The 25,967-nt window shown below is 65.2% G+C and carries 28 protein-coding genes and 1 tRNA gene; 9 read left to right on the forward strand and 20 right to left on the reverse strand.

Annotation, left to right across the window (positions count from 1 at the left end; translation table 11 throughout):
* Positions 1 to 32: 32 nt before the first annotated feature.
* Together EDF58_RS06275 and pgsA are read right to left on the reverse strand one after the other, a co-directional pair.
* A complete protein-coding gene (locus EDF58_RS06275) occupies positions 33 to 1,163 on the reverse strand; it encodes an MFS transporter (RefSeq protein WP_132264188.1) in 1,131 nt (376 codons plus the stop codon).
* Positions 1,164 to 1,415: 252 nt separating this feature from the next.
* On the reverse strand, positions 1,416 to 2,009 hold the full coding sequence (gene pgsA / locus EDF58_RS06280; RefSeq protein WP_132263560.1) for a CDP-diacylglycerol--glycerol-3-phosphate 3-phosphatidyltransferase: 594 nt from the start codon (positions 2,007 to 2,009) through the stop codon (positions 1,416 to 1,418).
* 255 nt (positions 2,010 to 2,264) lie between these two features.
* Between pgsA and EDF58_RS06285 the strand changes: the two genes are divergently transcribed.
* Positions 2,265 to 3,578 carry an MFS transporter gene (locus EDF58_RS06285; protein WP_132263562.1) on the forward strand — a complete coding sequence of 438 codons (1,314 nt, stop codon included), beginning with the start codon at positions 2,265 to 2,267 and terminating at the stop codon, positions 3,576 to 3,578.
* A gap of 27 nt (positions 3,579 to 3,605) precedes the next feature.
* On the opposite strand, the gene EDF58_RS06290 is transcribed toward EDF58_RS06285, so the two are convergent.
* The 3 genes from EDF58_RS06290 to EDF58_RS06300 all read right to left on the reverse strand — a co-directional run bounded on the left by EDF58_RS06290 (position 3,606) and on the right by EDF58_RS06300 (position 4,774).
* Positions 3,606 to 3,824 (reverse strand): hypothetical protein, encoded by a 219-nt coding sequence (locus EDF58_RS06290; RefSeq protein WP_243654098.1) that lies wholly within the window; start codon positions 3,822 to 3,824, stop codon positions 3,606 to 3,608.
* A 223-nt stretch (positions 3,825 to 4,047) separates the two neighbouring features.
* The gene (locus tag EDF58_RS06295; RefSeq protein WP_132263566.1) at positions 4,048 to 4,230 is read right to left on the reverse strand and encodes a CsbD family protein; all 183 of its coding nucleotides are present in this window, start codon (positions 4,228 to 4,230) and stop codon (positions 4,048 to 4,050) included.
* Between the two features lie 130 nt (positions 4,231 to 4,360).
* Positions 4,361 to 4,774: an EVE domain-containing protein gene (locus EDF58_RS06300; RefSeq protein ID WP_132263568.1), complete on the reverse strand. Its 414-nt coding sequence runs from the start codon at positions 4,772 to 4,774 to the stop codon at positions 4,361 to 4,363.
* 155 nt (positions 4,775 to 4,929) lie between these two features.
* Between EDF58_RS06300 and EDF58_RS06305 the strand changes: the two genes are divergently transcribed.
* The 6 genes from EDF58_RS06305 to EDF58_RS06330 all read left to right on the forward strand — a co-directional run bounded on the left by EDF58_RS06305 (position 4,930) and on the right by EDF58_RS06330 (position 11,430).
* Positions 4,930 to 5,865 carry a 2-oxoglutarate and iron-dependent oxygenase domain-containing protein gene (locus EDF58_RS06305; RefSeq protein ID WP_132263570.1) on the forward strand — a complete coding sequence of 312 codons (936 nt, stop codon included), beginning with the start codon at positions 4,930 to 4,932 and terminating at the stop codon, positions 5,863 to 5,865.
* 112 nt (positions 5,866 to 5,977) lie between these two features.
* A complete protein-coding gene (locus EDF58_RS06310; protein WP_243654099.1) occupies positions 5,978 to 7,747 on the forward strand; it encodes an EAL domain-containing protein in 1,770 nt (589 codons plus the stop codon).
* A 59-nt stretch (positions 7,748 to 7,806) separates the two neighbouring features.
* Positions 7,807 to 8,625: a diaminopimelate epimerase gene (gene dapF / locus EDF58_RS06315; RefSeq protein WP_132263572.1), complete on the forward strand. Its 819-nt coding sequence runs from the start codon at positions 7,807 to 7,809 to the stop codon at positions 8,623 to 8,625.
* On the forward strand, positions 8,622 to 9,839 hold the full coding sequence (locus tag EDF58_RS06320; RefSeq protein ID WP_132263574.1) for a MiaB/RimO family radical SAM methylthiotransferase: 1,218 nt from the start codon (positions 8,622 to 8,624) through the stop codon (positions 9,837 to 9,839). The genes dapF and EDF58_RS06320 overlap by 4 nt, the downstream gene beginning before the upstream one ends.
* Complete coding sequence (gene ftsY / locus EDF58_RS06325) at positions 9,836 to 10,777, forward strand: signal recognition particle-docking protein FtsY (protein ID WP_132263576.1); 942 nt, start codon at positions 9,836 to 9,838, stop codon at positions 10,775 to 10,777. The genes EDF58_RS06320 and ftsY overlap by 4 nt, the downstream gene beginning before the upstream one ends.
* On the forward strand, positions 10,777 to 11,430 hold the full coding sequence (locus EDF58_RS06330) for an inner membrane-spanning protein YciB (RefSeq protein WP_132263578.1): 654 nt from the start codon (positions 10,777 to 10,779) through the stop codon (positions 11,428 to 11,430). The genes ftsY and EDF58_RS06330 overlap by 1 nt, the downstream gene beginning before the upstream one ends.
* 39 nt (positions 11,431 to 11,469) lie before the next feature.
* On the opposite strand, the gene EDF58_RS06335 is transcribed toward EDF58_RS06330, so the two are convergent.
* The 10 genes from EDF58_RS06335 to EDF58_RS06375 form a co-directional block, all read right to left on the reverse strand.
* A complete protein-coding gene (locus EDF58_RS06335; protein ID WP_132263580.1) occupies positions 11,470 to 12,315 on the reverse strand; it encodes a hypothetical protein in 846 nt (281 codons plus the stop codon).
* Positions 12,316 to 12,426: 111 nt separating this feature from the next.
* Complete coding sequence (locus EDF58_RS06340; protein ID WP_132263582.1) at positions 12,427 to 14,385, reverse strand: potassium transporter Kup; 1,959 nt, start codon at positions 14,383 to 14,385, stop codon at positions 12,427 to 12,429.
* 105 nt (positions 14,386 to 14,490) lie between these two features.
* Entirely contained in the window at positions 14,491 to 15,282 is a 792-nt protein-coding gene (locus EDF58_RS06345; protein ID WP_132263584.1) for a tetratricopeptide repeat protein, read from the reverse strand.
* A complete protein-coding gene (locus tag EDF58_RS06350; RefSeq protein ID WP_132264192.1) occupies positions 15,279 to 15,668 on the reverse strand; it encodes a cytochrome c-type biogenesis protein in 390 nt (129 codons plus the stop codon). The genes EDF58_RS06345 and EDF58_RS06350 overlap by 4 nt, the downstream gene beginning before the upstream one ends.
* A 44-nt stretch (positions 15,669 to 15,712) precedes the next feature.
* Positions 15,713 to 16,267 (reverse strand): DsbE family thiol:disulfide interchange protein, encoded by a 555-nt coding sequence (locus EDF58_RS06355; RefSeq protein WP_132263586.1) that lies wholly within the window; start codon positions 16,265 to 16,267, stop codon positions 15,713 to 15,715.
* On the reverse strand, positions 16,264 to 18,243 hold the full coding sequence (locus EDF58_RS06360) for a heme lyase CcmF/NrfE family subunit (protein WP_132263588.1): 1,980 nt from the start codon (positions 18,241 to 18,243) through the stop codon (positions 16,264 to 16,266). The genes EDF58_RS06355 and EDF58_RS06360 overlap by 4 nt, the downstream gene beginning before the upstream one ends.
* 10 nt (positions 18,244 to 18,253) lie before the next feature.
* Positions 18,254 to 18,733, reverse strand: coding sequence for a cytochrome c maturation protein CcmE (gene ccmE, locus EDF58_RS06365; protein ID WP_132263590.1), 480 nt, complete (start codon positions 18,731 to 18,733; stop codon positions 18,254 to 18,256).
* A 2-nt stretch (positions 18,734 to 18,735) separates the two neighbouring features.
* The gene (locus EDF58_RS25800) at positions 18,736 to 18,876 is read right to left on the reverse strand and encodes a hypothetical protein (RefSeq protein WP_165921337.1); all 141 of its coding nucleotides are present in this window, start codon (positions 18,874 to 18,876) and stop codon (positions 18,736 to 18,738) included.
* Between the two features lie 25 nt (positions 18,877 to 18,901).
* Entirely contained in the window at positions 18,902 to 19,630 is a 729-nt protein-coding gene (gene ccmC / locus EDF58_RS06370) for a heme ABC transporter permease CcmC (protein ID WP_132263592.1), read from the reverse strand.
* Positions 19,631 to 19,737: 107 nt separating this feature from the next.
* Positions 19,738 to 19,814, reverse strand: a tRNA-His gene (locus tag EDF58_RS06375).
* A 178-nt stretch (positions 19,815 to 19,992) separates the two neighbouring features.
* Here EDF58_RS06375 and EDF58_RS06380 point away from each other — a divergent pair.
* Positions 19,993 to 20,625 (forward strand): 2OG-Fe(II) oxygenase, encoded by a 633-nt coding sequence (locus EDF58_RS06380; protein ID WP_132263594.1) that lies wholly within the window; start codon positions 19,993 to 19,995, stop codon positions 20,623 to 20,625.
* Positions 20,626 to 20,664: 39 nt separating this feature from the next.
* Here EDF58_RS06380 and EDF58_RS06385 read toward each other — a convergent pair whose 3' ends face one another.
* The gene (locus EDF58_RS06385; protein ID WP_132263596.1) at positions 20,665 to 21,222 is read right to left on the reverse strand and encodes a superoxide dismutase family protein; all 558 of its coding nucleotides are present in this window, start codon (positions 21,220 to 21,222) and stop codon (positions 20,665 to 20,667) included.
* Positions 21,223 to 21,380: 158 nt separating this feature from the next.
* On the opposite strand from EDF58_RS06385, the gene EDF58_RS06390 reads away from it, so the two are divergent.
* Positions 21,381 to 21,731, forward strand: a complete 351-nt coding sequence (locus EDF58_RS06390) for a PilZ domain-containing protein (protein WP_132263598.1) — start codon at positions 21,381 to 21,383, stop codon at positions 21,729 to 21,731.
* A 107-nt stretch (positions 21,732 to 21,838) separates the two neighbouring features.
* On the opposite strand, the gene rpmE is transcribed toward EDF58_RS06390, so the two are convergent.
* From rpmE to bamA, 4 genes are all read right to left on the reverse strand, one after another.
* The gene (gene rpmE, locus EDF58_RS06395; protein ID WP_021235635.1) at positions 21,839 to 22,066 is read right to left on the reverse strand and encodes a 50S ribosomal protein L31; all 228 of its coding nucleotides are present in this window, start codon (positions 22,064 to 22,066) and stop codon (positions 21,839 to 21,841) included.
* Positions 22,067 to 22,184: 118 nt separating this feature from the next.
* Positions 22,185 to 22,637, reverse strand: coding sequence for a 3-hydroxyacyl-ACP dehydratase FabZ (gene fabZ, locus EDF58_RS06400; protein WP_132263601.1), 453 nt, complete (start codon positions 22,635 to 22,637; stop codon positions 22,185 to 22,187).
* Between the two features lie 20 nt (positions 22,638 to 22,657).
* A complete protein-coding gene (locus EDF58_RS06405; protein ID WP_132263603.1) occupies positions 22,658 to 23,263 on the reverse strand; it encodes an OmpH family outer membrane protein in 606 nt (201 codons plus the stop codon).
* On the reverse strand, positions 23,263 to 25,905 hold the full coding sequence (gene bamA / locus EDF58_RS06410; protein ID WP_243654100.1) for an outer membrane protein assembly factor BamA: 2,643 nt from the start codon (positions 25,903 to 25,905) through the stop codon (positions 23,263 to 23,265). Before bamA ends, EDF58_RS06405 begins: the two co-directional genes overlap by 1 nt.
* Between the last annotated feature and the right edge of the window lie 62 nt (positions 25,906 to 25,967).

Genomic DNA, 25,967 nt, shown 5'->3' on the forward strand with positions numbered 1-25,967 from the left:
CGCCCCCGCTCCCGGGCGCGCGATCCGGGAAATCAGGCCTTGCGCCGCAAGGTCTGAAGACCCAGCCCCAGTGCCGCGATTCCGGTGCCGAGCACGACGACGCCGGTCCAGCCCCAATTGTGCCACGCCACGGTCGCCGCGCCGGAACTGGCCGAGCCGGCGAAGAACATCGAGGCCATGTAGACGGTGTTGATCCGCGAGCGCGCCTCCGGGCGCAGGGCGTAGATGATGCTCTGGTTGGAGATCTGGCTCGCCTGGATCGCGAAGTCGAGAAGCAGCACGCCGACCACCAGGCCGATGATCGAGGTCCAGAAACCGAACACGAGCCAGGACACCAGCGTGAGGGCGCTGGCTGCGACGATCACCGGATGAGGGCCGCGTCGGTCCGCGATCCGTCCCGCGACGGGCGCGGCCAGGACGCCGGCCGCCCCGAGCACGCCGAACAGCCCCGCCACTTCCGAACCGAGGCCGAAACGCGGCTCCTGCAAGTGCAGCGCCAGGATCGTCCAGAACACGCTGAACACGCCGAACTGGGTGCACTGGGTGAATGTCGCCAGGCGCAGCGCGGGAAATTCGCGCCAGAGATCGCGCAGCGAGGCGATCAGCCCCAGGTAGCCGAGCCCGCCCGATTGCGGACGGCTGCGCGGAAGCTGCCAGGCCATCAGCCCGGCGGTCAGCAGCGCCAGAGGCACCGCCAGCCAGAACATCGCGCGCCAGCCGAAAGCCGCGCCGACGAAGCCGGCCAGGGTTCGGCTCAGCAGAATGCCGCAGAGCAACCCGGCCATGACCGAGCCGACCACGGCACCACGCTTGTCTTCAGGCGCGAGATTGGCGGCGAGCGGAACGATCTGCTGCGCCACCGAGGCAAGCAGGCCGACGACAAGCGAGGCCGCCAGCACCGTGCCGCCCGTGGGCGCGAGCGCGACCAGCGCCAGCGCGACCGAGAGCGCCAGGCACTGCAGCACGATGAGCCGCTTTCGCTCCAGCAGGTCCCCCAGAGGCACCAGCAGCAGCAATCCACCCGCATAGCCGAGCTGAGTCGCGGTTGGGACGTAGGTGATCGCAGCGCCGGAAAAATCGCGCTCCATCAACCCGAGCATGGGCTGGCCATAATAGATATTGGCCACGGTCAGCCCGGCGGAAACGGCCAGGGCAAAGACCATGGAGGGGCCGAACGCGCGCTCGCGGCCAGATCCGCCGCCCGGTGCTCCGCCCTGTTCCTCACCGGGCGGCAGCTTGCGAAATGAGGCGGGGTTGGAACGAGGCGACGCGGAGATGGGATTATCCTTCATGAAGAGTCCCCCCGAACCGGAGCGCCCTGCCGGGTCAGCGCGCTTGTGCCAAACGCAACGAGTTCAAGCCCGATAGCCAATTTTGCAATAGAGCGCCGCCGAAAACGAGGCAGGCGCGGGCCTTCAGTCCATGTGCTTCAGGCCGACGCGCAGATAGTCCCAGCCGGTGATGAGCGTCAACGCGGCCGCGGCCCAGAGCGTGGTCAGCCCGACGGTATGCGGGATATTGACCTCCACCGCGCCCAGGTCGACGTTCCACCATGGCATCGCCGCGCCCAGGATCAGGGCGCCGAGCGAAACCAGCTGGAACGTGGTCTTCCACTTGGCAAGGCGGCTTACGGGCACGGAAACCTGAAGCCCGCCCAGGAACTCTCGCAGGCCGGATACGGCAATCTCACGCACCAGGATGATGAGACCGGCGATCACATGCATGTCGCCGACGTAGGGCCCGGTGAGAATCCCCTGCGCCGTCAGCACCAGGATCACCGTGGCGACCATGATCTTGTCCGCGATCGGATCGAGGAACACGCCCAGTTTCGACACCGTGCCGCTCGACCGGGCGAGATAACCGTCGAAATAGTCGGTTATGCCCATCAGGCAGTAGATGCCGAAGGCAAGGCCATAGCCGAATTCCCATCGGGGCCACCACAGCAGGAAGCCCAGCAGGGGGAGCGTGACGATCCGCGAGAGCGTGAGGATATTCGGCAAGGTCAGCATGTTCTCTAGCCCATAGCGTCGATTCTCGCGTTTGAGAATTGGCTTGTGATCGGGTGCCGCGTCATTTCCGCCCGACCACCTCGGCCTTGCCTCGATCGGCGTGGCGGTGTTTGTTGCCGGGGCATTTCCACAGGGCCCGCAGGCGGCCGCACCCCGGCAAAAAAGGCCGGGTCGGCGCCTACAGGGGTTGTGCCCTCGCCCTACCGCATTAAGTGTCGCCGCAACGATGAAGCGAGGCCGCCGAATTTTTCCGACATGACCACGACCTCCCAACTCATCCGGGCAAGACGATTCCTGCCCCTCTTCGTCACCCAGTTGCTTGGCGCGTTCAACGACAACCTGTTCAAGAACGCGATGGTGCTTTTCGTCGTCTACGGCGTCTACAATTCGGAAACCGCCGAGGCCCGGTTCAGCGCGCTCGCTTCCGGCATCTTCGTAATCCCCTTCTTCCTGCTCTCCGCCCTCGCCGGCCAGATGGCCGACATGCGGGACAAGTCGCGAATCATCCGCATCGTCAAGTTCTGCGAGATCATCATCATGGTGGTCGGCGGGACCGGGCTTGCGCTCGCCTGGCAGGGTATCGCGCTGCACACGGTGGCCATCCCGCTGATGCTGCTGGCGCTGTTCGCCATGGGCATCCATTCGACGTTCTTCGGCCCGATCAAGTACGCGATCCTCCCCCAGCACTTGCGCGATGACGAAGTGCTCTCAGGCACCGGGCTGGTGGAGGCCGGGACCTATATCGCCGTACTGGCCGGCACGATCGTGGCGGGCTGGATCAGCGTGGATACCGCTGCCATCACCGTGGTGATCATCGCCGGCCTGGGCTATTTCGCGGGCCGCCAGGTGCCGCCCGCACCGCCGCAGGGCAAGCCGGAGCCGATCGACTACCACGTCATCCGCTCCTCCATCCACCTGGTGCGCACGACGATGAAGGACCGCCGGGTCTACCTGGCGATCTGCTCCATCAGCTTCTTCTGGGCGATCGGCACCGTGCTGTTCATTCAGTTCCCGCCCCTCGCCAAGAACATGCTTCATGCCAGCAAGGAAGTGGCCAGCCTGTTCTTGGTGATCTTCTCGGTGGGCGTCGCCATCGGTTCGGTAGCGATCAATGCCCTGCTCAAGGGTACCGTTTCCGCGCGCTGGTCGCCGCTATCGGTGATCGGCATGGGCCTGTTCCTGCTGGCGTTCCAGGAAGTCTGCGCGATCTGGCCGCCACACGAAGGGCCGGAAGTGCTGATGAACGTGGGCACGTTCGTGGTCCAGCCGCTGGCCGTGCCGCTGCTGCTCACCCTGCTCGGCATCGCCGTGAGCGGGGGCATGTTCGTGGTGCCGCTCTACGCCTTCCTGACGACTTTCGTCGACAAGTCGCAGACCGCCCGCACCATCGCGGCCAACAATATCGTGAATTCGGGCGCCATGGTGGTCGGTGCCATCGCCACCGGGCTCATGTCGCTGCTGGGCCTGCCCGTGGTCACCCAGCTTATGGTCGTGGCGCTGTGCTGCGTCGCTTCGGCCTGGCTGGGATACCTGCTGTACAGGGCCGAGCGCGCCGCGAGGCGTCCCTGATCTCCAGCCCGATCTGGGCCAGGCCCTTCAGGCGATGAAGGCGACCACGGCAGCCAGGCTCACGCAATAGGCCGAGAGGAAACTGCGCCAGTCTCCGCCGGTCATTTCCCAAGCGGTCCGGGCCTCGGCATTTTCCGCGGCCTCCACGGCAGGGGGCCGCATGCCCCGGAAGACATGACGAGGCAGAGAGCGCCGGAAGGGATGGCCGGCCCGCTCATGGGTGAGGACGAGTGCGCGTCTTGACATGCTCCACATGGGACGCACCTTAAGACATTGTTTACCTTTGACCACTCGCCCGAAAGAGACATCCCGATCCGGGACGGTACGGCTGCCAGGCAGGCCATGAACGACCTTTAACAGGCGAAGATTCCTCGGTTTTCTGCCATCGCGGCGATCGAGGCCCAAACGAAAAAGGGCCGCCCTTGGGCGACCCTTTTCGAACGCTTCGGCATGGAGCCGAGGCGCGTGGTCAGATCCGGTCGCCGAGGGCGCCCTTGACCTTGCCAACGCCCTGCTGAAGCTCGCCCTTGGTTTCCTGGGCCTTGCCTTCAGCCTGCTGGGCCGGGTCGTTGCGAGCCTTGCCCGCGGCCTGCTTGGCGTTGCCGGCAATCTCGTTGCCCAGACCCTTGATGGTGTCCTTCAGTTCGCCCATGATCGGTACTCCTTTTCGGTTTCGGCAGAAATCCGCCGTCTACACGAACAAGAAACCGGACCAGGGCGCTGGAAGTTGCAGGCCGCTGCGCCGAAGCGTTCCGCTGCGGCGACGAATCTCTTCGCCTGCCTTATCCGCCGGCCAGGGTCAGGATGTATTTCCAGTCCTCCGGCGTCACTTCCGCCACCGAAAGGCGCGACAGCCGGATCATTTCCATGTCGGCCAGCCTGGGATCGGCCTTGATCTGCTTGAGCGTGACCGGACGCGCCACCTTGCGCACAGGCTTCACTTTCACCGCCGCCCATTTGCCCTCCGGATCGGACGGATCGGTGAGGCCGGACTGGCTGATCGTGACGATGCCCACGATCTCCTTGCCGATGTTCGAATGGTAGAAGAAAGCCTCGTCCCCCACTTCCATGGCGCGCAAGTTGCCCGCGGCGCGGTGGTTGCGCACGCCGTCCCAGGTGCCCTCACCTTCCGCGACCAGATCGTCCCAGCCGTAGGCATCCGGTTCGGACTTCATCAGCCAGTAGCGCTTTGCCATGAATCGCCTTTCGATTTTCGATTTGGGACGGAAGCTTCTATGGGGGCGGCATAGCGATTCAATCGACGGAAACAACATCGGTGATTCGGCCTTCCGCTGGAGGCGCCGGTCACCGCCCGCTTACCACGGGCCGCCGATCCTGTTGGAAGACCATGATGAACCTTGCCCAGATTCCCGTCCTCAGCCTCGCAGACGACCGCGCCGAATTCTCGCAGCGCATCGGCGAGAGCTTCCGCACTTTCGGTTTCGCCATGGTCCGCGACCACGGCATCGACCAGGCCCTGATCGACCGCGCCTGGGAGATGACCGCCGCTTTCTTCGCCCTGTCAGACGACGTGAAGCGCAGCCACTTCATCCCCGGCCAGGGCGGCGCGCGCGGCTATACGCCGTTCCGCACCGAAGTGGCCAAGGGCGCCACCGAAAAGGACCTCAAGGAGTTCTGGCACATCGGCCGCGACCTGCCGGCCGGCTCGCCCCTCGCCGCCTCGATGCCGCCCAATATCTGGCCCGGCGAAGTCGAAGGCTTCCAGGAGACCTTCACCGAACTCTATGCCCAGTTCGACAAGGCCGGTGCGGAAATCCTTTCGGCGATCGCCGTCTACCTCGGTCTCGACGCCCGCTGGTTCGATCCTGCGATCGAGGACGGCAACTCGGTGCTGCGCCTGCTGCACTATCCCCCCGTGGCGCAAGGCGCGGGCGGCGCCATCCGCGCGGGCGCGCATGAGGACATCAACCTCATCACCCTTCTTCTCGGCGCGCAGGAAGCCGGCCTGGAACTGCTGGGCAAGAACGGCGAGTGGCTGTCGGTCGCCCCGCCCGAGGGCGCGGTCGTCATCAACATCGGCGACATGCTCCAGCGCCTGACCAACCACGTCCTCCCCTCGACCACGCACCGCGTGCGCAATCCCGAGGGCGACCGCGCGGCGCACAGCCGCTATTCGATGCCCTTCTTCCTGCACTTGCGCAGCGACTTCCCGTTCAAGACGCTCGACCAGTGCATCACGCAAGAGAACCCCGACCGCTATCCGCTGAGCATCACGGCGGACGACTACCTGCAGGAGCGCCTGCGCGAAATCGGCCTCAAGATGTGATCGATCGGTGCTCCCGGGCGATCCCGGGAGCACCGCTGCCTCACCGATTTAACCAATATTTCAGTCCACTGCGCTAAGGAACTCACCGGGGTTCAAGCAGGGGGTAACTGGAGTGACGGAAACGGAGGCCACACGATACGCCGTGGTTGGCGAGGCGACCGAAGCGGCGAACGAAGGCCCGGATAACGAGGCCAATCGCCCGGTGGACATCGTCGCGCTGGGTATCGTCACGGCCGCGATCCTGCTGTTTCTCGCCACCGGCGCGGCGATCGGTCCTTCGGTCGTGAAGTCGCTGACCGGACAAGGCCCTGCGCCCGACCGGTTCCTGGTCAACGCCTTCCTCCTCAACGTCGCCATCATCATCTTCGGATGGAGCCGCTATCGCCAGCTCTGCGAGGAAATCCAGCAGCGCAAGCGCGCCGAACGGCACGCCCGCCACCTGGCGGAAACCGATCCCCTCACCGGCTTCCTCAATCGCCGCAGCTTCCACCGCGCGGTGGACGCCCTGATCCGCGAGGCCGCGCTGCGCGACCGGGCAGTGATGCTGGCGATGATCGACCTCGACAATTTCAAGCAGGTCAACGACTACAACGGCCACAACACCGGCGACCGCCTGCTCCAGGAATGCGCGCGCCGCATTTCCGGATGCCTGCCGGACCGCGCCCTGATCAGCCGCATCGGCGGAGACGAATTCGCGGTCGCCGTGGAGTTCGACCGGAGCCGGGTCGAGCGGATCGACCGCATCGCCGCCTCGCTGGTCGAGGCCATCGGCCAGAGCGTCTCGGTCAATTCCACCCCGATCGACGTGACGGCCTCGATCGGCCTGGCCCGTTCGGATATTCCCCGTTCGGATGCTCCCCGCTCCGCCCCTTCCGGCGAGCGGGCGCCGGGGCCCGATGCGCAGGCTCTGCTCGAGATGGCGGATATCGCCATGTATCACGCCAAGCGCCAGGGCCGGAACAGCTTCTACTGGTTCGAAACGGCCATGGCCGAAGAGATGCGCTTCCGCAGCGATCTGGAGTTCGGCATTCGCCAGGGCATCGCCAATGGCGAATTCGTGCCCTTCTACGAGCAGCAGATCGATCTCCAGACCGGCGAGCTGACCGGCTTCGAGATGCTGGCGCGCTGGAACTCGCCGCTGTTCGGGATCGTCGCGCCGGACATCTTCATTCCCGTGGCCGAGGATATCGGCGCCATTGCCGAACTCTCCGAACAGCTCATCGCCCGCGCCCTGGACGATGCGCGGGGCTGGGACGCCCGGCTGACGCTTTCGGTCAATATCTCGCCCCTGCAGATGCGCGACCCCTGGTTCGCCCAGAAGCTGCTGAAGCTTTTGGTGGAGGCCAGTTTCCCGCCCCATCGGCTGGAGATAGAGATCACCGAATCGTGCCTTCACCAGAACCTCACCCAAGTCCGCACGCTGATCGCCAGCCTGAAGAACCAGGGGATCAAGGTGAGCCTCGACGATTTCGGCACGGGGTTCAATTCGCTGGCAATGCTGCGCAGCCTGCCGTTCGACCGCATCAAGATCGATCGCAGCTTCATATCGGGCCTCGCCGAGAACAAGGACAGCATGGCCATCGTCCACGCCATCGCCCTGCTCGGCAAGGGTCTCGACCTGCCCGTCACGGCCGAGGGGATTGAGACCAGCGAAGTCCTGTCCCACCTCCAGCAATACGATCGCATCAAGGGCCAGGGCTATCTCTACGGCAAGCCGCGTCCCGCCGAGCATCTGGCCGAGTGGCTGGAAGGCATGGAGATCGTGGCCGATGCCGAAGCCGTCAGCGATCTTGCCGCCTTGCGCCGCCGCATCGAAGCCGCACGCATGGACGAGCAGCGGGCCGCCGGCGCCGCGCCGGATCCGCAGGCCCGTCTGGCCTGAAGCGAGCGCCTCGCGGCTTTTTCTGGACCTCGCGCCCCGCAGCGCATAAATCGCCCGCCATGCGGATCGACTTCACCAAGATGCATGGACTGGGCAACGACTTCGTCGTGCTCGATGGACGCACCGCCGCGCTGCCGGTCGTGAACGCTGCGCTCGCCGCCGCGCTCGCCGATCGCCATACCGGCATCGGCTGTGACCAGCTCATTGTCCTCACGCCTTCCGATCGCGGCGACTTCCGCATGCGCATCTTCAATGGCGACGGCAGCGAAGTGGAAGCCTGCGGCAATGCCACCCGCGCGGTGGGCCTGCTGCACGGCCGGCCGGCCACCGTGGAAACGCTGGGCGGCATCGTCTCCACCACGCCCAGGGGCAGCGGCATCAGCGTCGAGATGGGCAAGCCCCGCTTCGACTGGAACGCGATCCCGCTTGGCTATCCGATGGACACGCGCAGCCTGCCGGTGGCCTGGGAGGAACTCGTCAATCCCATCGCCGTCAATGTCGGCAATCCGCACGTCATCTTCTTCGTCGACGATCCCTACGGCATCGACATGGCCCGGCTCGGACCCCTGATCGAAAACGATCCGCTGTTTCCCGAGCGCATCAACGTGAACGTCGCAGCCGTGACGGCGCGCGACGCCATCACCCTGCGCGTCTGGGAGCGCGGCGCCGGACTGACACGCGCTTGCGGCACGGGCGCCTGCGCCACCGCCATCGGCGCCATGCGGCGCGGCCTGGTCGACCGCAAGGTCACCGTCACCCTTCCCGGCGGCCCGCTGGCCATCGAATGGCGGGCGGACGACGAAATCGTCATGACCGGCCCGGCCACCGAATCGTTCCGCGGCTCGTTCGAAACGGCGGACTACGGGATCCCAGATTGACTGTCGAAGTCCATTCGCTCGGCTGCCGCCTCAACATTTCCGAGAGCGAAACGCTGCGCGGCTTGCTGCGCGGGGCCGAGGATCAGCCGGAAGGCCTGGTGGTCGTCAATTCCTGCGCCGTGACGGCGGAAGCCGTGCGCCAGACGCGTCAGGCGATCCGCCGCGCCCGCAAGGCCCACCCGGACGCGCGCCTGATCGTCACCGGCTGCGCGGCTGAAGTGGAACGCGCGATGCTGGCCGCCATGCCCGAAGTCGACGGCATCGTCGCCAACACCGCCAAGCTCGATCCGCGCGCCTGGAACGTCCCGCCAGCGCCTATTGCGCCTTCCCCCGGCCTGACCGCGCGGCGCGCCTATACGCGCGGTTTCGTGCAGGTCCAGAACGGCTGCGACCACGCCTGCACTTTCTGCGTGATCCCGCAAGGCCGCGGGCCCAGCCGCTCACGCACCGTGGCCGAAGTCCTCCACGACCTGGCCGTCCACACCGACGCCGGCGTCAACGAGATCGTGCTGACCGGCGTGGACCTCACCTCCTGGGGCGGCGATCTTCCCGGATCGCCCCGCCTCGGCACGCTCTGCGAAGCGATCCTCGCCCGCTTCCCCGGCCTGCCCCGCCTGCGCCTGTCCTCGATCGACGGCGCCGAAGTGGACGAGACGCTGTTCGCGCTGCTGGCCAGCGAGCCGCGGGTCATGCCGCATGTCCATCTCTCGCTCCAGCACGGCCACGACCTGATCCTGAAGCGCATGAAGCGCCGCCACAGCCGTGCCGATGCGCTGGAACTGGTCTCCGGCCTGCGCGCGCGCCGCCCCGAAATCGCCATCGGCGCCGATCTCATCGCCGGCTTCCCGACCGAGGACGAGGAAGCCCATGCCGCCAATCTCTCGATCATCGAGGAACTGCAGGTCGTCCACGGCCACGTCTTCCCCTATTCGCAGCGGCCCGGCACCCCGGCGGCGCGCATGCCGCAAGTGGAGGCCGCCACGATCCGGTCCCGCGCAGGCGAACTGCGCGAGAAGATCGCCGGAACCAGGGCGAACTGGCTCACGGGGCTCATCGGCCAGCCGCTATCCGTGCTTGCCGAAAGAGGCGCGAAAGGCCATGCGGAAAACTTCGCGCCGGTACGTCTCCCTGGGCGCCTGCCCGACCATGTGCAGCCCGGCACGCTAATCCGCGTTACGCCCGCAAGGGTAGTCGAAGGAATACTGGAATCATGAGTACCGATGGCCAGCAGGCTGACCGCGACTGGTCCGACCGCCTGTTCGGCGGCTTCCGCAAGACCTCGGAACGCCTGAGCGAGAACCTTTCCGGCATCGTCGGCAAATCCAAGCTGGACGATGCCCAGCTCGACGCTCTGGAAGACGCGCTGATCATGTCGGACCTCGGCCCCCGCGCCGCCGCCCGCATCCGCGCCCGCCTGGCCGAGGAACGCTTCGAGCGGGACGCGGACGAACGCGCGATCATGGAAGTGGTCGCCCGCGAGATCGCGGAAATTCTGCGCCCGGTCGCCAAGCCGCTCGACGTCGTGGCCTTCCCCCGCCCGCAGGTGATCCTGGTGATCGGCGTCAACGGCTCGGGCAAGACCACCACGATCGCCAAGCTGGCGCACTTGTTCCAGGAGCAGGACTACTCGGTCATGCTGGCGGCGGGCGACACGTTCCGCGCCGCCGCGATCGGCCAGCTCGGCGTCTGGGCCGACCGTCTGGGCGTTCCGCTCATCAAAGGCCCCGAGGGCGGCGACCCGGCCTCCATCGTCTTCGATGCGGTGAAGGCCGCGACCGACCAGGGCATCGACGCCCTCATCGTCGACACCGCCGGCCGCCTGCAGAACAAGCGCGAACTGATGGACGAACTGTCCAAGATCCGCCGCGTGCTGGGCCGCCTCAACCCCGAGGCGCCGCACGACGTGGTGCTCGTGCTCGACGCCACCAACGGCCAGAACGCGCTTTCGCAGATCGAGATCTTCAAGGAAGTGGCGGGCGTATCCGGCCTCATCATGACCAAGCTGGACGGCACGGCCCGCGGCGGCGTCCTCGTCGCGGCGGCCGAGCAGTACGGCCTGCCTATCCACGCCATCGGCGTCGGCGAGAAGATCGACGACTTGCGCCCCTTCAACCCGGATCTGCTCGCGCGGGTCATCGCCGGGATCGCCTGATGAACAGCCAGACCACGCCTGCCGAGAAACCCAAGAGTTCCTGGGTCAATCTCGTCGTCGATTTCGGCCCGCTGCTCGTCTTCTTCCTGGCCTATCGCCATTTCTCGCCGACCGGCGAGGGAGACACCATCGGCACGGTTTCCGCCGTGATCAAGGGCACCGTGGCCTTCATGGTCGCCACCGTGATTGCGCTGGGCATTTCGAAATGGCGCCTCGGCCACATCTCGCCGATGCTCTGGCTGACCACGGTGCTGATCGTCGGCTTCGGCGCGCTCACCGTGGTGTTCCACGATGCCTTCTGGATCCAGATCAAGCCCACCGCCGTCTACCTGATGTTCGCGGGCGTGCTGTTCTTCGGCCTCATGCGCGGCAAGCCCATGCTGAAATACCTCCTGCAATCCGCGTTCGAGGGATTGAACGAGGAAGGCTGGATGAAGCTTTCGCGCAACTGGGCCTGGTTCTTCCTGCTCCTAGCCGTGCTCAACACCGCGCTGGTCTTCACCGTCAGCTTCGACACCTGGCTCCAGGCCAAGCTCTGGGGCTTCACCGTGCTGTCGTTCGTCTTCACGTTCTCGCAGCTGCCCATGGTGCTCAAGCACGGCATGGGCGAGGCTGCGAAGGAAGAAGTGATCGAGAACCCGCCGCACGACTGAGCGAAGCGGGGGGGGCAGCGGCAAGGCCGCCGCCCCCCGTCAGCCGACCGAGCGACAGTCCTTCAACAGGAGGATGTGGTCGGTGGGGCTGAAATTGTCGTAGACCCCGCTCATGCGAATGGTCTTGCCGGGCTTGAGCTGCAGGGTGAACGCGGCCTGCCCTTTGGCCATGACACAGGCGATATCGGTCTTGAATGCCGCCTGGCCCGGCAGGCGGATGGCCTGCTCGTAAGGCTGGGGGATCTTGTAGGTGACGATATAGTCGCCCCGATCCTTGGCGATCTCGCCCACCATGCCCTTGATGATGAAGCTCTTGTTTTCATAGCGCAGCGGAATGGCCGCGGCATTGCGTTCGGTATCCTTCGAGATCTGCTGCGACAGCGAGAGCGCGTCCATTTCGAGCGGCGGCGCGGTGCTGACGGCCTTCATGCCGCTGCTGGCCGCCGCCAGACCGGCCTTGCCGCCCTTGAGGCCGCCGAGCATCTCGCACATCTCGGTCTTGGCCGCCTCTGCCGGCACCGTCTGCCCCCCGCGCAGCTTCGCTTCCATCTGCACGGTGCCCTGCCCGCCGGCATTGGTGGCAGTGATCGTGATCGGGAAGGCGCGCGCCTTGCCGGTCTGCGGCTGCTCGATCAGCATGGATCCGTCTTCCGGCTCGGCGACGATCACGTCGTAGCCCTTGGCCGCGACGATTCCCCGCATCTGCCCGATGGCGCTGGCCGGTGTCAGGTCGGGAACGGTCACCGTGGCCGTGAAGCGCATGCCGCTGAGAATGGAGCCGGCCTTGGCGAACGTCTCGTCGCAAGTCGCCGCTTTCGCGCCCGAGGACAGCGCCAGCGCCGGAAGGATCAGGGCCGCACCGGCCGAGAGGTAACAGGAACGCATCTCACCCCCTTGTTGGAGAAGTAAAGTTGCGTCCTATCAGACCGTTGTGTTTGAAACTGATGACAAATACCGTCAACAGGGCCGCAAGGATGCCGCCCGTGCCTGCATGGCTCAGATTTCCAGCTGGCTGCCCAGTTCGACCACGCGGTTGGTGGGCAAGCGGAAGAACTCCATCGCGCTGGCCGCATTGCGCATCATCCAGGCGAACAGCTTTTCGCGCCAGATCGCCATGCCGGGCTTGGCCGAGGGAACCAGGGTCTGGCGCGAGAGGAAGAAGCTGGTCTTCATCATCTCGAACGGGCCGCCGCACATCTCGGAATGCGCGAGCGCGGCCGGAATGTCGGTCTCTTCCATGAAGCCGTAACGCAGCGTCATGCGATAGAAGCCCTGCCCCAGGTCGGTGACCGAATAGCGTTCGGCCGGCTCGACATAGGGCACGTCCTGAACTTCGACCGTCAGCACCACCACGCGCTCGTGCAGCACCTTGTTGTGCTTGATGTTGTGCAGCAGGGCCGAAGGCACCCCGGCATTGCTCGATGCCATGAAGATCGCCGTGCCCGGCACCCGCGCCGCCGAGCCATGCGCGCTCTTGGCGAAGACGTTGAGCGGCAAGGCGGCCTCGGTCATGCGAACGCGCATGAGGCGGCGACCCTTGTTCCAGGTCGTCAGCAGGGTGAAGGCGATGCCGCCGATCAGCAGGGGGAACCAGCCGCCGTCCGGCACCTTGGTGGCATTCGCCGCGAAATAGGCGCCGTCGACGACGAAGAAGGTGACGATCACCGGGATCGCCATCCACAGCTTCCAGCGCCAGAGCACGATCAGCAGCACCGCCATGAGGCAGGTGTCGATCAGCATCGCGCCGGTCACCGCGATGCCGTAGGCCGAGGCGAGGTTCGACGAGTTCTGGAACACCAGGACCAGCACGATCACGCCGGTCATCAACGCCCAGTTGACGAAGGGAATGTAGATCTGGCCCACCTCGTGCTCGCTGGTGTGGCGAGTGGAGAGACGCGGGATGAAGCCGAGCTGCATAGCCTGGTGAGTGATCGAGAAGGCGCCCGAAATCACCGCCTGGCTGGCGATGAAGGTGGCGCAAGTGGCCAGGATCACCAGCGGCAGGCGCAGGTTTTCGGGCGCGAGGTTGAAGAATGGGTTCTTCATCGCCTCTGCCGCGGCCGAATCGTCGAGCCCGAGGATCATCGCCGCCTGGCCGAAGTAGTTGATCAGCAGGCAGGGCATGACGACCCCGAACCACGACAGGCGCAGCGGGCCGCGGCCGAAATGGCCCATGTCGGAATAGAGCGCTTCCGCGCCGGTCACGGCCAGCACGACCGAGCCCAGAGCCAGGAAGCCCAGGACCTTGTCGGTCATGAAGAACTGGATGGCGTACCACGGGTTCAGCGCCACCAGCACTGACGGCATCTGCACGAGATGGTAGATGCCGAGAATGGCGAGCACGGCGAAATAGACGATCATCACCGGCGCGAAGAGCGCGCCGACTTTGGCGGTTCCGCTCTTCTGGATCACGAACAGTGCGATCAGCAGCACCAGCGCGATCGGCAGCACCAGCGGCGCCAGTCGCGATTCGACGACGGTGAGGCCCTCGACCGCGGACAACACCGAAACGGCGGGGGTAATCATCGAGTCGCCGTAGAACAATGAGGTCGCGAAGACGCCCAGCAGGACCACCAGCGAACCGTAGCGCGACTTGCGGATCGCGCCCGAGATCAGCGCCACGAGCGCCAGGCTGCCGCCCTGCCCCTTGTTGTCCGCGCGCATCAGGATGCCGACGTACTGGACCGACACGACCAGCGTCATCGACCAGAAAATCAGGCTGACCACGCCGAGAACGTGCAGTTCGTCGATCGCCAGCGGGTGCGGGCCGACGAAGGTTTCCCGGAAGGCGTAAAGCGGGCTGGTGCCGATGTCGCCGAAGACGACGCCCACGGCACCGAGCGCGAGCTTGGTTATGTTGCCGGAACCATGTCCACCCGCGGCGGGGGCTTTATGCCCCGTCGCCGGATCGATCACCGTCGGAACGACAGCCGTGTCCGAACTTGCATCACTCATTCCAGCGCCCCGTAATGGCTTTGCCGCGTCGGCATTTCACCCCCGCAACAAGCGCCCGCCGTTAGCAGCATGATCGGAGCCTAGCAACGACCGTTAGTTGAAGGTTCATCGACGCGGCGGCATGGGCTGGGGATTCCGCGATGGCGGCGTCCGCTCTTTCATGGGTTCAGGCCCGGATTCCTGGGCCTGAGGTTCTTGAGCCTGAGCATCTTGACCTTTGGCATCCGGTGCCTGCCCGGTCTGCTCCTCCGCCTGTACGGCCGAGGGCGATTGGCTGGCGATGAAGACATCGAGCCGCTGAAGCTGCTGCGCCACTGACACCCGCCAGTCCGCATTCTTCGGCGCCGTCTTCAGCAGATCGGCCCATAATGCCCGCGCCTGCGTCAATTGACCGGACTGAGCCATGGCCAGCCCCAGGAAATAAGGCGGCCCGGGCGCCTTCGGATCGGCCTTGACGGCCCGCCGGTAGGCATAAAGCGCGGGCGGCGTCAGCACGCCTTCCGAATGGGCGACAAGGACGTTGCCCAGCGCCAGCCAGGCTTCGGAATCCTTGGGATCGTCCTCGATAGCCCCGCGCAGGAGCTGCGCGGCGTCGGCATAATGGCCATTGCGGGCCAGCCCGTCGGAAATGATGACCCAATGGTTGCTGGTGGGGATGCCCTGGTCGCGCAAGCGGGCACGGGCCTCCACGAAGAATTGGCCAGCTTCCGGATTCTGCGCGTCCGTGGCTTCCTTGGGCGCTCCGGCTTCGCCGGGCCGCCCCTGGGCGGCATAGCCTGCCGCCCCCAGCATCAGTGCCGCCGCCACCGCCTCTCGGCCGCCTTTCGGCGCCTTGAACAGGAAGACGATGGCCAGGAAGGACAGGATGGCCAGCAAGGCGACAAAAACCCAGGTCATCGCGCTTCTCCCCGGCGAAAACGCTTCCGCAGGAGCAGCGCGGCCAGCCCGATCAGCACGACCGGCAAGGCGAACAGCGGCCAGGTCAGCGAGGTAAGCTGCGGCGCATAACTGACGTAGTCGCCATAGCGCTCGATCAGCCAGCCGCGAATCGCCTCGGGCTGTTCGCCGGCAGCGATTCGCTCGCGCACCAGCGAGCGCATGGACCCGGCGATGGGCGCATCCGAATCAGCAATCGACTGGCCCTGGCATTGCAGGCAGCGCAGCGTTTCCATCAGCGCCTGCGCCTGCTGTTCCTTGGCGGGATCATCCAGCTGGCGATAAGCGAATGGCGCCGTGGTTTGCTCTTCCTGCGCGGCCGCGGGCACGGTCAGCCAGAGCGCCATCGCCAGGGACAGGGCCGTCAGGGACAAGGCTGCCGGGCGCCGCGTCACTGCGACGCCTCCTGCAGCTTTGCCAGGATCATCGCGACATGCTCGGGGCGGATCTCACCGATGTGCTGGTAGCGGATGACGCCCCGCCCATCGATCACATAGGTTTCGGGCACGCCGGACGAGCCCAGCGCCAATTGCACCTTGCCATCGTCGTCCGCGCCGATCCGTTGATAGGGATCGCCGTTTTCCTTGAGAAAACCGGTCAGCGCCTCGGTGCTGTCGCGCACCGAAATCCCCACTATCGGCACCCCCGCTCCGGCCAGAGCGCGCAATTGCGGTGCCTCGACCCGGCAGGGAATGCACCACGAGGCGAAGATATTGACGAGATGCGGCTTGCCGGTGGCGATGTCGGCGCTGCCCAGGCCAGGTCGGTCAGGCAGGGCGGGCGGCAGCGCGAACGCCGGCATCGGCTTGCCGATCAGGGTGCTGGCGACCGTCCGGTCCGCCGGCCGGAGGAGGCCGATCGTGACCAACGCCGCGAAAGCCAGGAACAGCCCCAGCGGCAACCAGATCGCCCAGGCAGGCGCCTTGGTTCGCACAGGCGGGCTCATGGCTCCTCGCCCTCCTGCGCGCGCTGCAGATCGGCCATGCGGCCCCGGCGATAGGCGATCTTCTCGCGCGCGAAAATGCGGCGCAAGTCGCTGGCAACGCGGCCGAGCAGAGCCAGCAAGCCGCCCAGGGCGATGAGCACCCCGCCCAGCCAGATCAGCGGCACGAAAGGCTTCCACCACAGGCGCAGCTGCCAGCGGCCGTCATCCGCCTCGCCGCCGAGCACCGCGTAAAGCTGGCCATTCCAGCGGGTGAGCAGCGCCGATTCGCTGGTCTGCTGCGGCGGCGCCCAGAAACTGCGCGATTGCGGGTCGAGCTGCGTAACCTTCCCGTAGTCGCCATAACGCACCAGCAGCCGGGCTTCGAGAGCGGTCCAGTTCGGACCTGCCATGGGCTCCACCGCGTCCAGCTTGATCTGCCACGGCCCCACGGCCGTCGCGTCGCCGGCTTTCACCGCCACCAGCTTCTCGACCGAAAATGCGCTCTCGCAGCTCATCCCGAACAGCGAGACGGCAATCCCGAAGTGCGCGAGAACCATACCCCAGATCGGCAGAGGCGTGCGGCGCAAGTTGCGGCCCTTGAGCGGCAGCACGCTCGCCCAGCCAAGCCCCAGCGCCAGCGCAAAGCCGAGCGTGGGCAGAAGGCCGACGCCGCCGACCACCACCATGGCGATGATGCCCGCCGCCACCAGCATCGCCGGAATGACCAGCGACCGGCCGACCCGGGCGAACGAATCGCGCCGCCAGCGCAGCATGGGGCCGACGGCCAGGATCACCAGCATCGGCACCGCGAAAAGCGCGCCCATCGGATTGAAATAGGGCGGTCCGACGGAGACTTTAGCGCCCATCGTCTCAGCCACCAGCGGGTAGAGCGTACCGAACAGGACGATGCCCAGGATCGCCGAGAGCATGACGTTGTTGAACACCAGCGCGCCCTCGCGGCTGACGAGAGCGAAACGCTCGCCTTCGGTGACGGTCCCGGCCCGCAGCGCGAAGAGCGTCAGGGCGCCGCCGATATTGATCGCCAGCAGAGCGAGAATGAAAGAACCGCGCTGCGGGTCCACAGCAAAAGCGTGTACGCTGGTGAGAATGCCGGAGCGCACGAGGAACGTGCCGATCATCGACATCGAGAAGGCCACCACGCCCAGCATCACCGTCCAGGCCCTCAGCGCATCGCGGGATGCCAGCACGCTTACCGAATGGAGCAGCGCCGTCGCCGCCAGCCAGGGCATCAGGGAAGCATTTTCCACCGGGTCCCAGAACCACCAGCCGCCCCAGCCCAGCTCGTAATAAGCCCAGTAGGAGCCGGCCGTGATGCCCAGCGTCAGGAAAATCCAGGCGCCCAGCACCCAGGGGCGCATGGCACGGGCGAAAGCCGGGCCGACCTGCCGCGTGACCAGCGCGCCGATGGCGAAGCTGAAGGCCACCGAAAGACCGACATAACCGAGGTAGAGCGTGGGCGGATGGAACGCGAGCCCAAGATCCTGCAGCAGGGGATTGAGCCCATTGCCTTCCTCCGGGACCGGGGAAAGGCGGTCGAACGGGTTGGAGGCGATCAGCAGGAAGGCATAGAAGCCCAAGCTGACAAAGGCCTGTCCGGCCAGGGTCGCCAGCATGGTCGGCTCCGGCAGCCGCCGTTCCACGAGCGCGACGAAACCACCGGCCAAGCTCATCACCATGACCCAGAGCAGCATCGAGCCTTCGTGATTGCCCCAGGTTCCCGCCACCTTGAAGATCAGCGGCTTCAGCGAGTGCGAGTTCATCGCCACCAGCTTCACGGAAAGATCCGTCGTCGCGAAGACGGCGATCAGGCAGAGGAAGGCGATCAGCGCCAGGACGCCCTGCACCGCCGCCACCGGCCGCACGATCCCGCCCAGCGAGGCGCCGCGCCCGGTCAATGCCAATATGCCTGCCAACAATTGCAGGCCGGCCAGCGCCGCGGCCATCCAGAGGGCGGCAAGTCCGAGTTCGGCTATCATCGCGCGTCGCTCATTTCGTCTCGCGCATCACTTGCTCGGCCTGTTCCCTGCTCATGTCCTTCATTTCGCGCGGCACATAGTTCTCATCATGCTTGGCCAGGAGATTGTCCGCCTGGAACGTGCCGCCGGAATCCAGATGCCCTTCGGCCACGACGCCGGAGCCTTCCACGAAGAGCGAAGGGACGATCCCTTTGAAGCGCACCGGAACGCGCGCTTTCCCGTCTTCCACGACAAAGGCGATTGTCACGCCGTCAGCCTCGGTCTTCAGGGAGCCTTGCGCGACCATCCCGCCCAGCCGCACGGCGCGGCCGGGCTCGGGCGGTTTCGCCACGATCTCGGCCGGTACGTAGAAATAGCTGGCCTGGTTGCGCAGGGCCCAGGCCGCCAGCAAGGCAGCGCCGACGAGAACGGCCAGCGCCACGGCCAGGAGGACCAGCCTCTGGTGCTTCGCCTTGATCCCGCCAGGGCGGACATTGGCCGTCTGCGCCATGCTCAGCGCTTCCTCGCATCGTCGCGGCGCTTCTCTGCACGACGCATCGACAGCAGCGACCATGCCGCCATCGTCACGGTCGCACCGATCCCCACCACATAGGCCGCGGCCACGAAGATCCAGGGGTCCATCGCCTCGCGCATCAGTTCCTCTTATCCGGCATGACTGTCACCAGGCCTCGCTCAGGGCCTTGCGCCGCAAGCGGGCTTCGGCTTGCTGGTTTGCCAGGATCGCGCGCATCCGCGCCAGGACGCAGCCTGCGAAAAGCAGTGTGAAACCCAGCATTGCCAGAAGCAGCGGCCAGAGGAAATCGCCGGCCATCGCCGACTTGCCCAGGCTGATGCTGGGTGCCTGGTGCTGGCTGTTCCACCAGATGACCGAGTAGTGAATGATCGGAATGTTCACGGCGCCCACCAGGCCGAAGATCGCGGGTGCGCGGTTCTGGCTGCCGTCGGCGGCCTCGCTCGCCTGCGAAAGCGCCATCCAGCCGAAGTAGAGGAAAAGCAGCACCAGCATGCTGGTCAACCGGCCATCCCAGACCCACCAGGTGCCCCAGGCCGGCCGTCCCCAGAGCGATCCGGTGATCAGGCAGACCGCGGTAAACACCGCCCCGGGCACTGCGCAGGCACGCGCGGCTATGCCCGCGAGCGGGTGGCGCCAGACGAGTTCGGTAAAGCTGGCGGCCGCAATTCCCATCCATCCCGCCATGCCGAGCCAGGCGGCCGGGACATGGAGATAGACGATGCGAACGGTTTCGCCTTGCAGACGCTCTGCCGGGCCGAAGAACAGGCCCCACCCCAGAGCCCCGAACGCCACGGCGAATCCGATGCCCATGCAAAGCGGCATCAGCCATCGGGCGATGCGCAGGAACCGGGCGGGATTGGCAAGGCCGTGCATGGTCGAAGGCGTTCTATCGTCCGCAGGGAAAGGAGCAAGTGGCCTACGTCAAAGCATCGGGAATTTCACCCGGCATTTGATCCATATGGCGATAGAAGAAGGAGAAATGGGGCGATTGATGGGGTTCGAACCCACGACCTCCGGTACCACAAACCGGCGCTCTAACCAACTGAGCTACAATCGCCACACGGCAAACGCGGTTTGAAACGACGCGTCTTCCGAAGTCCGCTCCGTTTCGCTTTGCAGCGACCGTTGCGGAGGGCGCCCTTTGCACAAGGTTTGCCCTCTTGCAAAGCAAAAAATTGGATCAGGCCGAAACTCATGCAATTTTCTCGCCCGGAGCGGCCCGCTAAGGGTGCAGCATGAAGTCTCCCGGCGAATCATCTGCTGACATCCTGCTCTCGCGCCATGGCGTGCAGCGCTTCCCCTCATCGCGGCTGGACCTTTTCGTCCTGCGCGCGTTCCTGTCCGGGGAGGAATGCGACGCCCTGCTTGCCATGATCGAGGCGCAGCATCGGCCCTCAACGATCGCCAACTACAACGGTGACGATGCCTTCCGCACCAGTTCGACCTGTGATCTTTCACCCGAGGATCCCGCCGTGGCAGCTCTGGCGGACAAGCTGGCGCAGTTGTCGGGTATCGACATCGCCCACGCGGAGCCGCTCCAGGGCCAGCGCTACGAGGTGGGCCAGGAATTCAAGGCACATACCGACTACTTTGAGCCCAACAACAGCGACTACGACAAATACTGTTCGGTCGCGGGCCAGCGGACCTGGACCTTCATGGTCTACCTCAACGATGTTGAGGCCGGCGGCGCCACGCGGTTCAAGGTGATCGACAAGCTCATCCAGCCCGAGCGCGGGAAGCTGATCGCCTGGAACAACCGCCGCGCCGACGGTACGCTCAATGCCGCCACGCTCCATCACGCGATGAAGGTGCGCAAGGGCTACAAGTACGTCATCACCCAGTGGTACCGGGAAAAGCCCTGGGGCTGAGCGGGGAGCAGCCCAGCGAGCGCGCCCCGCTCGCCAGGATCACTTCGGAGCGCTGATCACCGCGCAGGCAATGCGGCCACCGGCGTTGCCGGCAGGCTGGCTGGTATAGTCGTCGGGATCGGCGTGGATGACCAGCGCCGAACCATCCGCATCGGCCAGTGACTTGGCGCCTGCGGCCAGCGTCACCCCGGTATTCAGAACCTGCGCCTTCAGCACGCCGTCCGCGCCGACGTGCTGGTTCGGCATGTCGCCGCCATGCGGACCGCCCATGACCATCAGGCCGTGCTTGTGGTCGCCGCCCGTGAAGTGACCACCGGCCGTGGTGAACTTCTGCGCCGGTTCGCACACGCCCTTCTCGTGGAAGTGGAAGCCATGGTCGCCGGCAGGAATCCCCTTGAGATCGGTGGTGACGAGCACGCCGCCCGCCGTGTCCTGAAGCATGACAGTCCCCATCGGCTTGCCGTCCAGGCCGATGACATCGGCGTGAACCATCGGCGCAGCCGCTGCGGTGTCCTGAGCCTGCACCTGTCCGGCGAGAGCGGCACTGGCCACGAGTGCGGCGCCACAGGCGGTCAGGATACGGAAGTTACGGTTCATTGCGCTTCTCCATCTGCAAGCCGGCAAACCGGCATCTGCCTCATTCCATCAGGACCGGCCGGAGATTTTGGTTCCGATCGCCCCACGGTGACTGTCCGTTAACGGTATTGACGGAAATTGGCTCCGAATTTTCAACGGTACGCCAAGGACATCGCACAGTGAACGCATCGCTCGCAAGGCTCATGCCCAGCCCCGCGCGGGCTCGCGACGACCGGCGCCGCGAACACCGGCACGTCACTTGCTACGATGCCACGCTGGAATCGGCCCGCGGCGGCTCCGCATCGGTCCAACTCGCCGACGTCTCGGCCCATGGTTGCAGCGTTCGGGGCGACGCGGACTGGCTGCGCCCAGGCGCATTCGTTTCGATCCGACTGGAAACCGGCGCGCCCGCGCTGCAGGCAATCGTCCGCTGGGTGCGCGGGGATGCCGCCGGAATGGAGTTCCTCCGCCCCGTCCCCGCCGAGCGGCTGGACTGGCTCGATCTCATGGATTTCGGCTTCGAGACCTGACCAGGACGCCTCCGACACGCTGCCGCGCGAATCGGATAAACCTGAATCGGACAACAAAAAAGGCGGCCCGAAAGGACCGCCTTCTTTGTGTTCGAAGCTGTCTGCGCTCAGTTTTTCTTGAGCGAAAGACCGCCGAAACGCTTGTTGAACTGGGCAACACGGCCGCCGTCCTGCAGCTGGGCCTTGCCGCCGGTCCAGGCCGGGTGCGACGTGGGATCGATGTCGAGGACCAGCGTGTCGCCTTCCGAGCCCCAGGTCGAGCGGGTCTGGAAAGTGCTGCCGTCGGTCATCTGGACGGTGATCATGTGGTAGTCGGGATGCGTATCGGCCTTCATGTCGTATCTCTCTTCGCATATGGCCGGTTCCGACCGGCCTGCTTCGGAAAGCGGCGCCCTTACACGGACGCCCCCGAAAATGCAAGGGTCAAGGGGAAGGCTGGCCCTCCCCTTCCCGTCAGGCGTCGGCGATCATGGCGGTGAAGTTCACTTCGCAGGTCACCTTCTCGCCGATCGAGGCCTTGCCCCAGAACTTGCAGACGCGCGAGCGCTTCTGCACGAAGCCGGCCCGCAGGTCGAGCAGGTTGCCCGGCGTCACGGGATTGCGGAACTTCGCTTCCTCGATCGCCATGAAGTAGACCAGCTTGCCGGTTCCGGCGAGCCCGAGTGCTTCGATCGCGAGGATGCCGGCCGCCTGCGCCAGCGCTTCGATCTGAAGCACGCCGGGCATGATCGGACGGCCGGGGAAGTGGCCCTGGAAGAAGTCCTCGTTGAAGCTCACGGCCTTGACCGCATGGATCTCGTTCTCGTCGAACGAGACCACGCGGTCGACCAGCAGCATCGGGTAGCGATGCGGCAGAGCCGCGAGGATCTTCGCGGTGTCGTAGACGAACTCGGTCGGCTCGCTCATCGCCTTACCCGCCGCTGCCCTTAGCGGCCCGAGGCCGCGGGAGCAGGCTGCTGCTGCTGCTGCGCCGGAGCCGTGGTGTTGATCGAGGTGAGCGCGCCGTTAAGCGCGGTCAGCACGTCGGTGGTCACGTCCAGGCCGGGATCGTAGGCCAGCGTCTGGCCCATTTCGACCAGCATGTTGGCGCCGCGCTTCTGCATGGCGGGCTTGTAGAGGTTCTGCAGCTGCGCCTGGATCTGCTGGCCGACATAGGCCTGGTTGCGCTGGATCTGCTGCTGCTGGCCCTGCAGTTCCTGGCCGGCCTGCTGTTCCTTCTGCTGGTAGGCCTGGATGCGGGTCTGCAGCGCGGCGTCGGGCTGCTTGCCGTTCAGCGCCTTGACGGCGGTTTCGAGGCCCTGGGCTTCAGGCTGGAGCGAGGTCTGCAGCTGGTTGCGGCGTGCCTCGAAAGCCTGGATCTGCTGCTGCAGCGACTGGTTGGCAGTCTTGCAGGCGTTGCACTCACGCGCAACGCGGTCGAGATCGACCACGGCCACCTTCGACGCGGGCACAGCCTGCGCGAGCGCGGGCTGGGCCAGAGCGACAAACGCCAGGCCCGAGGCCAGAGCGGCGGACTTGAGAAGCATGTTCATCAGAATTGAGTTCCCACGTTGAAAGTGAAGGTCTTGGTATTGTCGCCGTCATACTTGAGCAGCGCCTTGGAGATATCGATACGGAACGGCCCGAAGGGCGAGTTCCAGTTCACGCCGAAACCGATGGCAACGCGCGGCTTCCAGGTATTACCCTCGAAGGTTTCGGTGAAGTAGCTGGTGGTCCCGATGGCCGTGTTCGCGTCACCTGTGACCGAATTGGTCTTACTGGTCGTAGTCGATGTCGTGCCGTCGGAAGCCGTCTCGGTATAAAGCTGGTTACCGCTCGAATCACGCGACCCAATAAAGCAGCCCTTCTCACAGTCGCTCAAAGTCGGCGACTTGATGGCCCAGACCGCACCGGCGTCCACAAAGATGGAAGGGCGCAGACCCATTTCGCGTGCGCCCGAGCCCAAAGGAATCTCGAGTTCTGCGCGGTTCATGTAGTAATACTTGCCGCCGAGAGCGTCGTCCGAATCCTCGCCCTTAACGGTATAGTTCCCGTTACTGTCTGCCGTAAGGTACTGACGCACGACGCGCGGTCCGACGCCGCGAATGCCGAAGCCGCGGATCTGGGGCTCACCCAGATAGAAACGGTCGGTCAGGCGGACATCGTCTCCGCCCCAGCCCTTGATCAGGCCGCCTTCGCTCTGGATCGAGAAGATGAAGCCCTTGCCGAGCGGCCAGTACTTCGCCGCATTGGCACGCAGGCGGTAGTACTTCACGTCGCCGCCGAGGCCCGCCACGTCGACGTTGGCCGAGATGGTTTCACCGCGGGTCGGACGCTGGCGGTTGTCGAGGTTGTCGTAAACCACCGACATGCCGAGGATCGAGCTGAGACGCTTGCCGATCGCATCGCAGAGATAACGGCCGGCACGCAGCGGGTCGCAGGCGTAGTTACCGTTGGAATCGACCGAGTAGTACGTACCCTTGTCCAGCGACACATCATCGTAGTTGAGCGTGTAGCGGCCGATGGCGGTCAGGTATTCGGTCAGCGGCACACCGGCACGAACCTGGAAGCCCGTGGTCGACTGCTGGTAGGTCGTGTTGCGGTCCGAATTCGTGTAATTGAAGCTGTTGTAATCGCGGCGATAGATATCGACGCCCAGCGACACGTTCTTGTCGAACAGGTACGGCTCTACGAAGCTGGCTTCGACCGACTTCGAGTAGGACGAATAGCTGCCCGACAGGCCCACCGTCTGACCGCGGCCGCGGAAGTTGCGCTGGCGGATCGAAGCCTGGAAGATGAAGCGCTCAAGGCTGGAGAAACCGGCCGAGAGCTGGAGTTCGCCAGTCGGCTTTTCCTCGACGTTGGCTTCGAGGATAATGCGATCCTCGGCCGTACCAGGCTTCTGCTCGACTTCGAACTTCTCCTGGAAGTAGCCGAGCGACTTGATGCGGTTGGTCGAACGCTTGACCTGCAGCGAGTTGAAGGCGTCGCCTTCCGCAAGACGGAATTCGCGGCGGATCACCTTGTCCTGAGTCAGGGTATTGCCGTTGATGTCGATCTTCTCGACATAGACGCGCGGCGCCTCCTGGATCACGAAGGTCAGCCCCATGGTGAGGTTTTCCTTGTCGCGATCGTACTGCGGGCGCACGTCGGCAAAGGCATAGCCAAAGGCGCCGGCGGTGTCGTTCAGGCCCTCGATCGTGTCTTCGACGAGCTTGGCGTTGTACCAGTCGCCCTTGTGGAGCGCGAGGTTCTTGGCCAGCTTGTCGCCATCGAAATCGCGCAGCTGGCTCTCGACCTTCACGTCGCCGAACTTGTACCGCTTACCTTCCTCCACCACGTACGTGATGATGAAGTCCTTCTTGTCCGGCGTCAGTTCGGCCACGGCCGAGACGACGCGGAAATCGGCATAACCCTGCGTCAGGTAGAACTGGCGCAGCTTCTGCTGGTCGAAGGCCATGCGATCGGGATCGTAGCTGGTGCCCGAGCTGAACAGGCGCGTGAAGCGGGCCTGCTTGGTCACCATCTGGCTGCGCAGTTCGCCGTCGGAGAACTGCTCGTTGCCCAGGATGTTGATCTGGCGCACCTTGGACTTGTCGCCCTCGGTGATCTCGAAGACGATGTCGACGCGGTTCTGGTCGAGCATGACCATCTTCGGCTCGACAGTCGCGGCGTAACGGCCCTGGCGCTTGTAGAGTTCGATGATGCGGGCCACGTCGGCGCGGATCTTGGAACGGGTGAAGATCTGGCGCGGAGAGACCTTGATCTCGGGCAGGATCTTGTCGTCCTTGATGCGCTTGTTGCCTTCAAGGATGATGCGGTTGATGACCGGGTTTTCCTTGACCGTGATGGTCACGACGCCCTTGTCGTTGTTGACCTGCACGTCCGAAAACAGCTCGGTTCCGTAGAGGTCCTTGAGCGCGGCGTCGCCGGCGGACTTGGTATATTGCTGGCCGACGCGCAGCTGGATGTACGAAAGTACGGTCTGCGCTTCGAGGCGTTCGGCGCCGGTAACCTGAATCGTCTGGATCGTTTCGCCGACTTCGGCGGGGGCCTGAGCGGGAGCCGAGACGGGAGCGGCGGGGGCAGGTGCATTCTGCGCAAGGGCAATGCCGGGGGCGCCCGCGAGGATCGTGGTCCCCAGGAGCACTACGGCAAGCTGCGGCGCACGGCGAGCTTCAGTGCTGCGACCCATTTCCAATCCGATCATTCTACGCAAATTCCTGTATTCGCTTTCGCGAGGACTTCGACCGACCC

It is taken from the genome of Novosphingobium sp. PhB57 (assembly GCF_004342985.1).
Classification (GTDB): domain Bacteria; phylum Pseudomonadota; class Alphaproteobacteria; order Sphingomonadales; family Sphingomonadaceae; genus Novosphingobium.

Bases quoted from the DNA above. Each gene is read 5' to 3' on its own strand.
- EDF58_RS06275 (WP_132264188.1), bottom strand. From the start codon at position 1,163: ATGGTCTTTGCCCTGGCCGTTTCCGCCGGGCTGACCGTGGCCAATATC.
- pgsA (WP_132263560.1), bottom strand. From the start codon at position 2,009: ATGCTGACCTTGCCGAATATCCTCACGCTCTCGCGGATCGTCACGCTC.
- EDF58_RS06285 (WP_132263562.1), top strand. From the start codon at position 2,265: ATGACCACGACCTCCCAACTCATCCGGGCAAGACGATTCCTGCCCCTC.
- EDF58_RS06290 (WP_243654098.1), bottom strand. From the start codon at position 3,824: ATGTCAAGACGCGCACTCGTCCTCACCCATGAGCGGGCCGGCCATCCC.
- EDF58_RS06295 (WP_132263566.1), bottom strand. From the start codon at position 4,230: ATGGGCGAACTGAAGGACACCATCAAGGGTCTGGGCAACGAGATTGCC.
- EDF58_RS06300 (WP_132263568.1), bottom strand. From the start codon at position 4,774: ATGGCAAAGCGCTACTGGCTGATGAAGTCCGAACCGGATGCCTACGGC.
- EDF58_RS06305 (WP_132263570.1), top strand. From the start codon at position 4,930: ATGAACCTTGCCCAGATTCCCGTCCTCAGCCTCGCAGACGACCGCGCC.
- dapF (WP_132263572.1), top strand. From the start codon at position 7,807: ATGCGGATCGACTTCACCAAGATGCATGGACTGGGCAACGACTTCGTC.
- ftsY (WP_132263576.1), top strand. From the start codon at position 9,836: ATGAGTACCGATGGCCAGCAGGCTGACCGCGACTGGTCCGACCGCCTG.
- EDF58_RS06330 (WP_132263578.1), top strand. From the start codon at position 10,777: ATGAACAGCCAGACCACGCCTGCCGAGAAACCCAAGAGTTCCTGGGTC.
- EDF58_RS06335 (WP_132263580.1), bottom strand. From the start codon at position 12,315: ATGCGTTCCTGTTACCTCTCGGCCGGTGCGGCCCTGATCCTTCCGGCG.
- EDF58_RS06340 (WP_132263582.1), bottom strand. From the start codon at position 14,385: ATGAGTGATGCAAGTTCGGACACGGCTGTCGTTCCGACGGTGATCGAT.
- EDF58_RS06345 (WP_132263584.1), bottom strand. From the start codon at position 15,282: ATGACCTGGGTTTTTGTCGCCTTGCTGGCCATCCTGTCCTTCCTGGCC.
- EDF58_RS06350 (WP_132264192.1), bottom strand. From the start codon at position 15,668: ATGGCGCTCTGGCTGACCGTGCCCGCGGCCGCGCAGGAAGAGCAAACC.
- EDF58_RS06355 (WP_132263586.1), bottom strand. From the start codon at position 16,267: ATGAGCCCGCCTGTGCGAACCAAGGCGCCTGCCTGGGCGATCTGGTTG.
- EDF58_RS06360 (WP_132263588.1), bottom strand. From the start codon at position 18,243: ATGATAGCCGAACTCGGACTTGCCGCCCTCTGGATGGCCGCGGCGCTG.
- ccmE (WP_132263590.1), bottom strand. From the start codon at position 18,733: ATGGCGCAGACGGCCAATGTCCGCCCTGGCGGGATCAAGGCGAAGCAC.
- EDF58_RS25800 (WP_165921337.1), bottom strand. From the start codon at position 18,876: ATGCGCGAGGCGATGGACCCCTGGATCTTCGTGGCCGCGGCCTATGTG.
- ccmC (WP_132263592.1), bottom strand. From the start codon at position 19,630: ATGCACGGCCTTGCCAATCCCGCCCGGTTCCTGCGCATCGCCCGATGG.
- EDF58_RS06380 (WP_132263594.1), top strand. From the start codon at position 19,993: ATGAAGTCTCCCGGCGAATCATCTGCTGACATCCTGCTCTCGCGCCAT.
- EDF58_RS06385 (WP_132263596.1), bottom strand. From the start codon at position 21,222: ATGAACCGTAACTTCCGTATCCTGACCGCCTGTGGCGCCGCACTCGTG.
- rpmE (WP_021235635.1), bottom strand. From the start codon at position 22,066: ATGAAGGCCGATACGCATCCCGACTACCACATGATCACCGTCCAGATG.
- fabZ (WP_132263601.1), bottom strand. From the start codon at position 22,637: ATGAGCGAGCCGACCGAGTTCGTCTACGACACCGCGAAGATCCTCGCG.
- EDF58_RS06405 (WP_132263603.1), bottom strand. From the start codon at position 23,263: ATGAACATGCTTCTCAAGTCCGCCGCTCTGGCCTCGGGCCTGGCGTTT.
- bamA (WP_243654100.1), bottom strand. From the start codon at position 25,905: ATGGGTCGCAGCACTGAAGCTCGCCGTGCGCCGCAGCTTGCCGTAGTG.